The organism is Sulfitobacter sp. (assembly GCF_039977885.1).
Lineage (GTDB): Bacteria > Pseudomonadota > Alphaproteobacteria > Rhodobacterales > Rhodobacteraceae > Sulfitobacter.
The window spans coordinates 571,628-584,574 of record NZ_JBDWCI010000012.1; the positions used below are offsets into that span (position 1 = coordinate 571,628).

General features: G+C 57.6%; 13 protein-coding genes. 3 read left to right on the forward strand and 10 right to left on the reverse strand.

The window, feature by feature from the left end:
• Positions 1–3 precede the first annotated feature (3 nt).
• Positions 4–1,254: a tyrosine--tRNA ligase gene (gene tyrS, locus ABJM03_RS11150; RefSeq protein WP_348417480.1), complete on the reverse strand. Its 1,251-nt coding sequence runs from the start codon at positions 1,252–1,254 to the stop codon at positions 4–6.
• A gap of 86 nt (positions 1,255–1,340) precedes the next feature.
• Between tyrS and ABJM03_RS11155 the strand changes: the two genes are divergently transcribed.
• The gene (locus tag ABJM03_RS11155) at positions 1,341–2,441 is read left to right on the forward strand and encodes an anhydro-N-acetylmuramic acid kinase (protein ID WP_348417481.1); all 1,101 of its coding nucleotides are present in this window, start codon (positions 1,341–1,343) and stop codon (positions 2,439–2,441) included.
• Between the two features lies 1 nt (position 2,442).
• On the opposite strand, the gene ABJM03_RS11160 is transcribed toward ABJM03_RS11155, so the two are convergent.
• The 4 genes from ABJM03_RS11160 to ABJM03_RS11175 all read right to left on the reverse strand — a co-directional run bounded on the left by ABJM03_RS11160 (position 2,443) and on the right by ABJM03_RS11175 (position 5,555).
• On the reverse strand, positions 2,443–2,748 hold the full coding sequence (locus ABJM03_RS11160) for a hypothetical protein (protein WP_348417483.1): 306 nt from the start codon (positions 2,746–2,748) through the stop codon (positions 2,443–2,445).
• Positions 2,745–3,251 carry a GNAT family N-acetyltransferase gene (locus tag ABJM03_RS11165; RefSeq protein WP_348417485.1) on the reverse strand — a complete coding sequence of 169 codons (507 nt, stop codon included), beginning with the start codon at positions 3,249–3,251 and terminating at the stop codon, positions 2,745–2,747. Before ABJM03_RS11165 ends, ABJM03_RS11160 begins: the two co-directional genes overlap by 4 nt.
• Before the next feature lie 88 nt (positions 3,252–3,339).
• Positions 3,340–4,614, reverse strand: coding sequence for a phosphopyruvate hydratase (gene eno, locus ABJM03_RS11170; protein ID WP_348417486.1), 1,275 nt, complete (start codon positions 4,612–4,614; stop codon positions 3,340–3,342).
• Positions 4,615–4,664: 50 nt separating this feature from the next.
• Positions 4,665–5,555 carry a DMT family transporter gene (locus ABJM03_RS11175; protein WP_348417487.1) on the reverse strand — a complete coding sequence of 297 codons (891 nt, stop codon included), beginning with the start codon at positions 5,553–5,555 and terminating at the stop codon, positions 4,665–4,667.
• A gap of 344 nt (positions 5,556–5,899) precedes the next feature.
• Here ABJM03_RS11175 and ABJM03_RS11180 point away from each other — a divergent pair, with 344 nt between their 5' ends.
• Positions 5,900–7,216, forward strand: coding sequence for a DEAD/DEAH box helicase (locus ABJM03_RS11180; protein ID WP_348417489.1), 1,317 nt, complete (start codon positions 5,900–5,902; stop codon positions 7,214–7,216).
• 78 nt (positions 7,217–7,294) lie between these two features.
• Here the strand turns inward: ABJM03_RS11180 and ABJM03_RS11185 are convergent, their stop codons facing one another.
• From ABJM03_RS11185 to ABJM03_RS11200, 4 genes are all read right to left on the reverse strand, one after another.
• Positions 7,295–8,149 carry a tellurite resistance TerB family protein gene (locus ABJM03_RS11185; protein ID WP_348417491.1) on the reverse strand — a complete coding sequence of 285 codons (855 nt, stop codon included), beginning with the start codon at positions 8,147–8,149 and terminating at the stop codon, positions 7,295–7,297.
• 130 nt (positions 8,150–8,279) lie between these two features.
• Positions 8,280–9,689: a protein adenylyltransferase SelO gene (locus ABJM03_RS11190; protein ID WP_348417493.1), complete on the reverse strand. Its 1,410-nt coding sequence runs from the start codon at positions 9,687–9,689 to the stop codon at positions 8,280–8,282.
• 11 nt (positions 9,690–9,700) lie between these two features.
• Entirely contained in the window at positions 9,701–10,150 is a 450-nt protein-coding gene (locus tag ABJM03_RS11195; protein WP_348417495.1) for a GNAT family N-acetyltransferase, read from the reverse strand.
• On the reverse strand, positions 10,147–11,088 hold the full coding sequence (locus ABJM03_RS11200) for a nucleoside hydrolase (protein ID WP_348417496.1): 942 nt from the start codon (positions 11,086–11,088) through the stop codon (positions 10,147–10,149). Before ABJM03_RS11200 ends, ABJM03_RS11195 begins: the two co-directional genes overlap by 4 nt.
• Positions 11,089–11,198: 110 nt before the next feature.
• On the opposite strand from ABJM03_RS11200, the gene ABJM03_RS11205 reads away from it, so the two are divergent.
• Entirely contained in the window at positions 11,199–12,086 is an 888-nt protein-coding gene (locus tag ABJM03_RS11205; protein ID WP_348417498.1) for a hypothetical protein, read from the forward strand.
• On the opposite strand, the gene mazG is transcribed toward ABJM03_RS11205, so the two are convergent.
• Complete coding sequence (gene mazG, locus ABJM03_RS11210) at positions 12,083–12,904, reverse strand: nucleoside triphosphate pyrophosphohydrolase (protein WP_348417500.1); 822 nt, start codon at positions 12,902–12,904, stop codon at positions 12,083–12,085. The genes ABJM03_RS11205 and mazG overlap by 4 nt on opposite strands.
• Positions 12,905–12,947 lie beyond the last annotated feature (43 nt).

Consider the following 12,947-nt stretch of genomic DNA (forward strand, 5'->3'; position numbering starts at 1 on the left):
GTCTTAGCCCAATTGCACCAAAGCGTGTCGTTTCTTGCCCGCCGACAATTTGATCGGCGCAGCAAGAGCCGCTGCATCAATCATCATGCCCGCATCGCTGAGCGGTTCATCATTCAACCGTGCGCCATTCTCGGAAATGAGGCGCTTGGCCTCTTTGCCTGAGCCGGCAAGACCGGATTTAACGATGAGTTGCACGATCGAAATGCCATCGCCAATATCCGCAGCCGAGAGCGTGAGCGTGGGCAGGTCATCCCCAACGCCGCCTTTTTCAAAGACTTCGCGGGCTGTGGCTTCGGCAGCTGCGGCTGCATCGGGACCGTGCAGCAGTGCGGTAACTTCATTGGCTAGACGGATTTTCGCCTCGTTAATCTCGGACCCTTGCAGCGCGCCGAGGCGGTCACATTCATCCACGGGCAGCTCGGTATACAGCTTGAGGAAGCGACCCACATCCGCATCCGTGGTGTTGCGCCAGAACTGCCAGAACTCGTAAGGCGACAGCATGTCACCATTCAGCCAGATCGCGCCGCCTTGGGATTTGCCCATCTTCTTGCCGTCCGAAGTGGTCAGCAGAGGCGAGGTCAGGCCGTAGACTTCGTTATCGATCACACGCCGCGTCAGGTCGATCCCGTTGACGATATTGCCCCATTGATCGCTGCCGCCCATCTGCAGGATACAGCCATAGCGACGGTTAAGCTCCATGAAATCATAGGCCTGAAGGATCATATAGTTGAACTCGAGAAAGCTGAGGCTTTGCTCGCGGTCCAGACGGGATTTCACGGATTCGAATGACAACATCCGGTTGATGCTGAAATGGCGGCCGATGTCGCGCAGGAATTCGAGGTAGTTGAGATTGTCCAACCACTCGGCATTGTTGAGCATGATGGCATCAGACGGGCCGTCGCCATAGTTCAGGTATTTCGCAAATACCTTTTGCATACCTTCAATGTTTTCATTGATCATTTCAGGTGACAGCAAGGGGCGCTCATCCGCGCGAAAGCTGGGATCGCCCACTTTGGTGGTGCCGCCGCCCATCAGGGTAATCGGTTTGTTGCCGGACTTCTGCAACCAGCGCAGCATCATAATATTCAGCAAATGCCCCACGTGCAGCGATTTTGCTGTGGCGTCATACCCTATATACGCAGGCTGTGCGCCTTTGAGCAGCGCCTCATCCAAACCTTGATAATCGGTGCAATCGGCAAGGAAGCCCCGTTCGATCATTACGGCGACAAATTCGGATTTCGGATGGTATGTCATGGCTCTTGCCCTCGGGTTTGATTGCAGGGCATCTATAGGGCGGGCAAAGCCAAAGGAAAAGGCAAGAATATGGGCGGGGCGCAGTTATGAATTCCATCGCAAAGACAGGTGTCGTGACCGCAGCAGGCGCAATGTCGGGCACATCGCTGGACGGCGTGGATGTTGCGGTGTTGCGGACGGACGGGCGACAGATCGCAGGCTTTGGCCGCAGCGCCTACCGCAGCTATGATGCGGAGGAACGCGCTGCAATCGCCGCAGGCTTTGGCAAATGGTCCGGCACAGAGGTCGACACCGCCGCACAGGTCGTTGAGCATGCGCATCTGGCGGTGCTGTCAGAGTTTACCGATGTCGATCTGATCGGCTTTCACGGGCAGACCCTTTCCCACGCGCCGCGCGCGCAAGGCACCTTGCAGGTCGGCGACGGGGCGATGCTTGCCCGTGAGTTGGGCGTGCCGGTGGTTTGGGATTTTCGCAGCGCGGATGTGCAGATGGGCGGCGAGGGCGCGCCTTTGGCGCCGTTCTTTCACCACGCCTGCGCGCAATTTATCGGCGCACAGGAACCTGTTGCCTTTCTCAATCTTGGCGGGGTCGGAAATCTGACATGGGTGGACCCACAGGTGGCCGAGCCGCAGATTGAAGGGGCGTTATTGGCATTTGATACAGGCCCCGCAAATGCACCGCTGAACGATCTGATGCAAACACGGCTGGGCCAACCCTATGACCGCGACGGTGCTGTTGCACGGCGTGGTACGGTTGAGACCGGCGCGCTTGAGCTGTTTCTGGCAGAGCCGTATTTTGCGAAAATGCCGCCCAAGTCGCTGGATAGAAACGATTTCGCCGAAATGGTGGCTTTGGTCGAAGAACTGCCGGATGCCGATGCGGCGGCCACGCTGACTGCTATGTGTGCCGCTGGTGTTGCCGAAGCAATGCAGCATTGCCCGCGTCCGCCATCCCGCGTGCTGGTCACGGGAGGCGGTCGGCAAAACCCTGTGTTGATGGAAATGCTACGTGTGTCGCTGGATTGCGAAGTCGCTGCCATCGAAGAGGTCGGTCTGGATGGTGATATGCTTGAGGCGCAGGCATTTGCCTATCTTGCGGTGCGGGTCGCGCGCGGTTTGCCTACCAGCTGTGCGGGCACCACAGGCGTGCGGGCCGCAGTCGGCGGCGGCATCGTGAGCCTGCCGTAACTTAACAGTTGATCTGTGCTGTAACCTGATAGGACGTGCCGAACAGACCACGTTTGCTTTTTTGCACGCAAACACGTTCACCCAGGGTCCGGTTGGGACGCAGGCTGTAGTATTTTATACGAAAGGTCTCGTCCTCGGGGAGCGCGATATCCAGAAACCAATGATCCGCGCCGTTTGAACGCTGTTCCTCGACAACACCGATCACAGTGGCAGGGAAAACCGGATCGCGGTGGGTGACTATGTCGATCAGGGCGAAAGCGGTCAGTAACGCAATCGCAGCAAGGCCAATAGTGCGTTTTCGGGTCATAAAGCGGCCTCGAAAAAGACGAGGTGCGGCAAGGCCGTGTCAGGAATATCCTGATAGGGTCCACGTTCGACAAAGCCTAGCTTGGCATAGAGGGCGCGGGCCGGTGTGAGGTTTTTGGACGTATCAAGCACGACACGTGTATAGCCGTCTTTGCGGGCCTGGTCCATCAACGCGTGGATCAGCTTGGCGGCAACCCCATGGCCGCGGGCGGCATCGGTGACATACAGGCGCTTGATTTCGGCTGTTGTCTCATCCAGTGCGTGCGTCATGGCGCAGCCGACCGGAGTACCGTCAATTTCAGCCAGCAGAATAATGCCGCGGGGACGGGCATGTGCTGTGGCGAGCGTATCCATCAGCTTGGTGTATTTCGGAATGGGGTAGAATGTTTCCATCAACTCGGCTTCAACCGGCGAGATGGAGGCGACATGGGCGCGGTAATCCCAGCCCATCTGCGCGACCACGGCAATATCAGCGTCTGAAACCGCTTGGCGGATGAGGGTCATTCTGTAACCTTTTAATATTTAATGAAATAGGGGTGCACAGCGGCGTGCGAATTTTGTCGCCGCTGTGCGTGTCTTTGAGCAGGCCTGCTTACTTGAGAATGCTGCGGCCTGCGTATTCGGCTGTGGCACCCAGCGCTTCTTCGATGCGGATCAGCTGGTTGTATTTCGCCAGCCTGTCAGACCGCGCAAGGCTGCCGGTTTTGATCTGGCCACAGTTGGTCGCCACGGCGAGGTCTGCAATCGTCGCATCCTCTGTCTCGCCCGAGCGGTGGGACATCACATTGGTGAAACCCGCGCGGTGCGCCATTTCAACTGCTTTAAGTGTTTCCGTCAAGCTACCGATTTGGTTCACTTTTACCAGCATCGAGTTCGCGGCCTTGCGGGAGATGCCGTCGGCCAGACGGGCAGGGTTTGTCACAAACAGGTCGTCACCGACAAGCTGTACACGGTCCCCCAAGGCCTCGTTCAGCGCGATCCAGCCGTCCCAATCATCTTCGTGCATACCGTCTTCGATGCTGATGATGGGGTAATCATTTACCAGCCCGGTCAGGTAGTCTACGTTTTCGGATGAGGAAAGCATTCTTCCTTCACCATCAAGGACATAGGTGCCGTCCTTGTAGTATTCTGAGGCGGCGCAATCGAGGGCAAGATACATTTCCTCACCAGGCTTGTATCCGGCTTTTTCGATGGATTTCATAATGAAATCAAGCGCATCCCGAGTTGATCCGATATTGGGGGCAAATCCGCCCTCATCGCCCACACCGGTGGCCAGACCAGCGGCCGACAGTTCACCCTTAAGGGTATGGAATACTTCGGCACCCATACGCACGGCTTCGCGGATGTTTTCCGCCGCGACGGGCATGATCATGAATTCCTGAATGTCGATAGGGTTATCGGCGTGCTCACCGCCATTGATGATGTTCATCATCGGGACGGGCAACACCCGTGCCGAGGTGCCGCCAACATAGCGATAAAGCGGCTGTGTGCAGAAATCAGCACCGGCTTTGGCACAGGCCAGCGAAACGCCAAGGATCGCGTTTGCGCCCAGACGTGCCTTGTTCGGGGTGCCGTCCAGTTCGATCATAGCCATGTCGAGGTCGACCTGTTCGGTCACATCCATGCCAACCAGCGCCTCGGCGATCTCGCCGTTCACGTTGGCACAGGCCTCCAGCACGCCTTTGCCTTTATAGCGGGCTTTGTCGCCGTCGCGTTTTTCGACTGCCTCATGGGCACCTGTCGAGGCACCTGACGGGACTGCGGCGCGGCCCATTGTGCCGTCTTCGAGGATAACATCCACTTCGACCGTCGGGTTGCCGCGACTATCTAGGATTTCACGGGCATGGATATCGATGATGGTGCTCATTAGATGTTCCTTGGGGTAGATTAAAGATGGCTCTTTCTTACAGAGCGGGCTCAGACTTTGGAAGGCACAAGAGGGCGTTTAAGGCGAAGTTTACGCTCGCGCAGTACGGTATACACGCCCGAGGCGACGATAATTGCCGCGCCGATCAGGGTCAAAAGATCGGGGCGTTCGGCGAAGAACACGGTGCCGATGATCAGGGCAAAGACAAGGCGGGTATAGCGAAACGGGCTGACAAAGCTGATTTCACCCACCCGCATTGCCGCGACAATAGCGTAATAGGCAAATGCGGCTGTGGCAATCGAGGCGATGATCAACAGGCTGACCCGCAGATCAAGTGTCACGGCAGGCGTGCCGGTCAACACCATAAGCATAGTGCCCGCAGGCAAAAGGGCGAGAAAACCAAGGTAGCTCAATTGCATAGTTGAAAGGGTTTTAGGTATTTTGCGGGTGGCGACATCACGGGTGGCAAGTCCGATCACGGCACCCAGCGCCAGAAGTGACAAAGGGGTAAAGCTGTCGCTGCCGGGGCGCACGATGAGCAATACGCCGAGAAATCCGACGATTACCGCCCCCCAGCGCCGCCAGCCGACAGGCTCGCCCAGAAACAGCGCGGCCCCAAGCGTGACAACCAGTGGCATGGCCTGCAGGATAGCGGATGCGGTTGAAAGTGGTGTGTAGATGATCGCCGAGACAAAACAAACTGTCCCGAACATCTCGCCGATGCCGCGGACAAGCACAGGTGCTGTCAACATCGAACGCGCAACCAATGCATGACCTTGCAGGCGCACAATAATTGCAAAAACAAAAGCACCGCCCAAGCCAAGCATGATCAGGATCTGCCCGATGGGCATCGCATCGCCGATCAATTTGATAAAGCTGTCCTCGATCGCAAACCCGAGCATGGCAATCACCATCAAGACAGCGCCGCGGAAATTTTCCATTATTTGCATCCTTGCGGTCGTTTCCGAGAGTGATGCGCTTTTGCTGCTGCCAGTGCAAGGGGATGCCATCGCGGCACATGTCCGCGCAAGGGAATGCGATGGGCACTCAGCCGTTGACATGTCTGCGGCAAAGGCCCATGTGATGTGCAGGGCGAGGCTTCTGCCGCGTGAGCAGGCTGCGGATGTGATCCGCAATGCAAGGCCGCCCCGTTGTTCCCAAAATCACGCGTGGGGCAGACGCATGCCGACGAGGGCAGGGCAGTTGGCCCTCTCTCGCGACGGGCATTGCGCACCCTGATGATAAGCGCGCGGGCAACCCCTGTTGCGCGGAAGATGAGATATAGATGAGCGATTTCGACATGATGGACCTGCCAAAGGCGTTGGTTACGCGCCTGGCAGCGATGGGTCTGAAGGATCCAACTCCGATTCAGAAACAGGCAATCCCGCACGGGCTGAACGGCCGCGATGTGATGGGCCTTGCACAGACAGGCACCGGCAAGACCGCCGCATTTGGTATTCCGCTGATTGCCCGGATGCTTGAGCTTGAAGGACGCCCCAACCCTAAATCCGTGCGCGGTCTTGTGCTGGCACCAACCCGCGAACTTGCCACCCAGATCAGCGTCAACCTGCGCGGTTTTGCCGAGGGCACCGCGATCAAGGTGGCCATGGTTGTGGGCGGTCAGAACATCAATACCCAGATCAAGCGCCTGCATCCGGGCGTTGATATTCTGGTGGCGACGCCGGGCCGTCTGCTTGACCTGATGGACCGCCGCGCTGTGCGTCTGGACGAGGCGCAGTTCCTTGTTCTGGATGAAGCGGATCAGATGCTCGATATGGGCTTTATCCATGACTTGCGCAAAATCTCGCAAGTGCTCCCCAAGGGGCGTCAGACATTTCTGTTCTCGGCGACGATGCCGAAGCTGATGAACGAGATTGCCAACAGCTATCTGCAAAGCCCTATCCGCATCGAAGTCTCGCCTCCGGGCAAGGCAGCTGACAAGGTCACACAAGAAGTGCACTTTATCGCAAAAGCGGAAAAGAAAAACCTGCTGATCGAGCTGTTGGAAAATCACAAAGGTGAGCGTGCATTGGTGTTTGGCCGCACGAAACACGGTTGTGAAAAGCTGATGAAAGATCTCGTTAAGGCGGGTTTCGATGCGGCTTCGATCCACGGCAATAAATCCCAAGGGCAGCGGGATCGCGCGATCGAGGGGTTCAAAAAGGGCGACATCACCGTGCTGGTCGCGACGGATGTTGCGGCGCGCGGATTGGACATCCCTGACGTAAAGCACGTCTATAACTATGAGCTGCCGAATGTGCCGGACAACTATGTGCACCGCATCGGCCGCACGGCACGCGCGGGCAAGGACGGGGCAGCGATTGCGTTCTGCGCACCCGACGAGATGGCTGAACTGATCGACATCCAGAAGGTCATGGGCATTCGTATCCCTGTGGCTTCTGGCCGTGTGTGGGAAAGCCATGAAATCCCCGCCAAGCCGAAACAGCAAGGACGCGGCGGCCGTGGTCGCGGCGGTGGTGGTGGTGGTGGCAGACGCTCACAAGGGGGCGGTGGCAAGCCATCTGGTACGGGCAAACCTGCGGGCGGTGGCGGACGCCGGCGTGGCGGCGGCGGTGGCGGCTCTGCCCGTGGCGCAGCCTAGATTGCGCACCGAATAGAGAAACGCAAAAAAGGCGCCCTGATGCGGGGCGCCTTTTCTGTTTAAAAGCAGTTAACCGTCTCAGGTATAAAGCGATGGCACGCCCATTTGTTCGTGGATTGCGTTTACCTGCGCAGGCTCCATACCATAAGCGGTTGCCAGCTTGTGCAGATATTGCGCCTCATCGCCAGTATCCAGATCGATCGCCATTACGCTCATGGCGTAAACCTGTTGGCCCAAACCGGCAGGTGTGTTGGCAACCAGACCGTCAATGTCGATGGGGGCTTGCATCTGTGCCTGAACAAAGGCGGCTTCTTCAGCGTCCACATCGCCCAGATGGCTGAGCAGCTTTTCCTTTTCCGCATCATCAAAAGTACCATCGGATTTAGCTGCTTGGATCATGGCAGCCAACATCAGACCTGCGGCCGCTTCCTGATCCTGTGAGGGTTCAATCGCGGGTTCGGGTGTCTGGTCGAATTGAGAGTTCAACACCGCGCCAAAGCTCTGGTCATTTTCGGCAGGGGCGCTTTGCATTTTACCGGCCAAACCGCCGAGTAATCCGCCAGCACCCGCAGCACCGGCCATACCGCCCAGCAATCCACCTAGACCGCCGCCAGCGCCCTGTGTGCCGCCAAGACTTTCGAGCATACCACCCAAACCGCCGGTTGATACGCCGCCCTCGGTGGACCCACCGCCTAGCATCCCGCCAAGCATGTCCTGCAGCCCACCGCCGCCGGCGCTGCCGCCGGTCAAACCGCCAAGCATACCGCCAAGACCGCCACCAGATGTGTCGCCACCTGTCAGACCGCCAAGCAGCCCGCCCAAGCCGCCTGCTTGGGCTGTGCCGTCGCTTTGGCCGCCCTTCATCATGGCGCTGGCCCCTTTTGCGACTGCGACACCGATGGCAACTTTTGCCAGTGCTTTCATAAGGCTCATGTTTTGACTCTCCTGCTATTCATTAATTCCAACCCAGTGTTGCATAGCATGGTTCCAAATGCTTGGGGGAAAATGCGGCGTGTTGGCTGCATTGGCGATAGAACCACGTAAGAACGACCTGAATAAGCGGTCAGGTGCCGCAAAATGTTGCAGGCACGATTTCTTCGGGCGACGGAGGCTTTGCAAGCGCTGTATCCTCAAGCTGGTAAGGGGTGGCGCAGGCCGTCATCAACCGGGCAAATGGCGCCATGTCACCGGCCACGGCAGCGGCAATCATCTGTTCTATGCGATGATTGCGAGGGATCACCGCAGGGTTTGCGGCATCCATTGTCGCTGTGGGGGTCGGCTCATGGGCGATGCGGGCCTTGTGCCGCACAGCCCATGCATCAAATGCATCGCGGTCGGTGAATTGGTCCCGTGCCGCATCGCCGCTCAAGGCTCTGAAGCTGTTGGTAAAGTCGGCCCCGCTTTTTTGCATCAGATCCAATAGGTCCTGTGCCAATGCGGTATCTTCTGCCTTTGGGTGCGAAATCCCGATTTTGGCCGCAAACCGTCTAAGCCATGCCGCCTCGATCTGTTCGGGCATCGCATGAATGATCGCGGTTGCCTCTTCGAGCATTGCGTCTTTATTCTCGGCGAGTTGCAGCAAAGCAGTGGCAAACTGCGCCATGTTCCAAATCGCAATATTTGGCTGGTTACCAAAGGCATAGCGCCCTTGCTGATCAATGGAGGAAAACACACGCCCCATGTGGAAATCGTCCATAAATGCACAGGGGCCATAGTCGATCGTTTCGCCTGCAATGGAACAATTATCGGTATTCATAACGCCGTGAATAAACCCGACGGACATCCATGCTGCGATCAGTTCGGCCTGACGCGTGCAGACGGCTTCCAGCAGCCCCATGGGGCCTTGGGCATCGGGGTAATGACGGGCGATGGCATAATCCGTGAGGGTTTTTAGCTCTTCCACTTGGCCGCGATGGGCGAACACCTGAAATGTCCCCACCCGCAAGTGGCTGGAGGCAACGCGGGTTAGCACAGCACCGGGCAGAAGCCCTTGTTCGCGCATGATATCTTCGCCCGTGCTTGCAGCAGCCAAGGCCCGTGTCGTCGGGATGCCCAGCGCATGCATTGCTTCGGATACGACGTATTCACGCAGCACAGGACCTAACCACGCACGCCCATCACCACCGCGCGAATAGGGGGTGCGACCCGAACCTTTCAGTTGAATATCTCTCCGTAAGTTATTGCTATCAATAACTTCCCCTAAAAGGATTGCACGTCCGTCACCCAATTGGGGGCTGTAGTTCCCGAATTGATGCCCTGCATATAATTGCGCCAATGATGCTGCGTTTGGGGGTATCTCATTACCGCTAAACACAGCTAGAGCTTCCGCTTCGGAGGCATCCGAAATTCCCAGATCCTTTGATAAACCCTCGTTAAAACATAACATCTTGGGGGATTTTGTTGGAGTGGGTTTCTGACGCGTATAGAATGCCCCGGGCAGGGCAGCATAACTATTGTCAAAGGGGATGTGCATGGCGGTCCTGACTATAAACGTTTGGACATGAACAGATAGTTGTCGCGCGTCGCAAACCCAGCGCGTTGATAAAGTTTCAATGCTTTGGCGTTGGTTTTATCCACTTCTAGGTGGATCGCGCGTAGCCCGCCGCCTGCCAATGCGCGTGGCAAGGCAATCAAAGCCTCTGATGCGATGCCGCGGCCCCGCACGCCGGGGCGGATATAAAGCTCGTCGATGATGCCATCCAGGCCGCCGAACTCAACCGACCAGCCAAAGGTGATCACGATATAGCCAATGGGGGCACGTGGCGGGCCGATCAAATAGGCGCAGCCATGGGGAACACCATCAAGCAGCGGTGCAATCCCTGCATGGCGTTGTTCTTGCGTCGACTTGATGCCTGCTTCTTCGTGAAAAGCGGCAACCAGCGGCATGAGGCGGTCCAGATGGTCCGGACCGCCAAGGGTGAGAACCGCGCTCACAGGCGGGCCAGCCGCTCAGTCAGCAGAGCAAAAAATCCGTCTGCGTCAATATCCCCCATGAAGGTGGCGTTGGGCGCACGGTCTGTCACGCGCCACCAGTCGGCAACGGTCATGCCCATGGTCAGCTCGGAGGAGGTTTCGATTTCGACATTGATATGGCGACCGGTGAACAGATCGGGCTGGATCAGGTAGGCCGTCACACAGGGATCATGGAGCGGTGCGCCGGTGGATCCGTATTTTTCTTTGTCAAAGCGTTCGAAGAAATCGGTCATTTGCGCCACAGCAACACCTGCTGTTGTGCCCAGCGCGCGGAAGGCATCATTGCGCGGTTTTGTGACCAGCGCCTTATGTGTCACATCAAGGGGCATAACAACAATAGGCGCGCCGCATTTAAAAACAATATCAGCAGCTTCGGGGTCGACGTAAATGTTGAACTCTGCCGTTGGCGTGATGTTTCCACCCTCGAAATACCCGCCACCCATCAGCACAATCTCAGCGATACGTTCGGCAATATCTGGCGCTTTTTGCAGGGCGGTCGCAATATTGGTAAGCGGCCCCAGCGGGCAAAGCGTGACCGATCCTGCAGGATGCTTGCGCAATTCGTCGATGATAAAATCAACCGCATGGCCGTCCTGTAAGGGCATGGTGGGTTCCGGCAGGGTTGGCCCGTCCAGACCGGTTTTGCCATGAACATGCTCGGCCGTGACCAAATCGCGGCCCAGCGGGCGGTCACAGCCAGCATAGATGGCCATATCAGGACGGCCTGCGAGCTCACTCACGATGCGTGCATTGCGAGTGGTGAGTGGCAGCGGCACGTTACCGGCGACACAAGTGAGACCTAGGACCTCGATGTCTTCGGGGCTGGCCAGAGCAAGCAGGATCGCGACAGCGTCGTCCTGGCCTGGGTCGGTATCAATGATTATTTTGCGCGGTTGCATAGAGTTATCCCGAGATGAGTTCATCTGCGCACCCTTGCAAGCCGCGCCGAGCTTGTCCAGCGCTCAGCATGGCTTGCGTATGGGGGCGCTCAACCGTTAAGTCATGTCGGATGATACATGGCAAACCTCTTTATGTGCATTTGGGTGCCCACCGGACAGGAACGTCGTCCTTTCAGATGATGCTGGCCGAAAATCGTGATCTGATCGAGCAGGCGGGTTATGATCTGGCCTATCCGGGGCGCGATGATATTCCGCAGGGAAAGCTTAGGCTGCGACTGCCGCACCCACGCAATCTGGATAAATGGGAAAGCGACTTTTTACCCATGGCCACGAAAGAGCTGCAACGCTTTGCCACGCCTGATAGCCACGGGATGATCCTGTCCGAAGAAAACATCCCGGGGCGGATGATCCATTTTCAAGCGGGCCAATTCTACCCCGCGGCAGAGGTGCGGATGCAAACGCTGGCTGCGGCGGCGCGCGCGCCTGTGGCGCGTGCCGTTTTGGTGGTGCGCGATTATATCGGGCTTTATATTTCGGCCTACCGCAAACGGGCCGAAGACAATTTATCCCCGCCCTTCGAGAAAGGTCGCCAGAACATGCTGCGGATGGACCGCGGTTGGCCTGATCTGGTGCGGTTGGTGCTGAAACACCTCAAGGTGCAGGAATTGGTGGTGATTGACTACGCGCAGCGCGGGCGCAGCGTTGATATGGCCGGAATTTTGGTGCCTGATCTGGCCGGCTTGCCTCTGCGTGAGCCTACCCGCCGGATGAACCACTCGGCCACAGACGCTGCCCTGATCGAGCTTCAGGCGCGCTATCAAAGGGGGGAAACACTGGCGCGGACCGATTGGCAGCAAATCATCGCGGAGCATCGCGACGACACAGAGCCGCGCGGCGTATCTGAGTTTACCAATCGCCAGACCCGCATCCTTGAAGGGCGCTATGCGGAGGACCTTGATGAGATTTCCAAAATGCCCGAAGTGTTGATGCTGCGCTAGGTTTTGGCGGCTTTCTCGCCGCGTTTGACGGCGTCCCATAGGGCGTCCATTTCTGCCAAATCGCTGTCGCTTGGGGTTTTGCCGAGGGCGCGGAGCCGGTCCTCGACCCCTTCAAAGCGGCGAATGAATTTCGCATTGGCAGCGCGTAGGGCAGCCTCGGGTTCAATCCCCAGATGGCGGCCAAGATTGGCCATGACAAACATCAGATCGCCAAATTCCTCAAACTGTTCTTCGGCGCTCAGCTCATCGCGTGCCTCGACAAGCTCGGCGGCTTCCTCTTGGATTTTTGCAATCACGTCACCCGTGTCAGGCCAGTCAAAGCCAACGCGGGCAGCGCGCTTTTGCAGCTTATATGCGCGCAGCAGTGCGGGCAGGCCTACGGCTACACCGTCCAGCGCGCCTTTTTGTGCTTTGCCTGCACGCTCGGTTGCCTTGATGGCTTCCCAATCGGCGGTTTGCTGTTCGGCGGATTTTTTGCGGCTCTCGTCTCCAAAAACATGCGGGTGCCGTGCGACCATTTTGTTGGAAATATTGCGAACCACTGATTGAAACGTGAAGTGGCCCGCTTCCTCGCCCATGGCGGTGTGATAGACCGATTGCAGCAACAGATCACCCAGCTCGCCCTCCAGCTCGGGCCAGTCGCGGCGCGCAATGGCATCAGCTACTTCATAAGCTTCCTCAATGGTATAGGGGGCGATGGTGTCAAAATCCTGCTCGATGTCCCACGGGCAACCGGTGTCGGGATCACGCAGGCGGCGCATAATTTCAAGCAAGCGCTCGATGCCGGCATTTTCATCGTTTATCAGGTCTTGGGCCATTGTACGTCCTCTCGCTGTGGTGTCAAATAAGGACAACCAGACT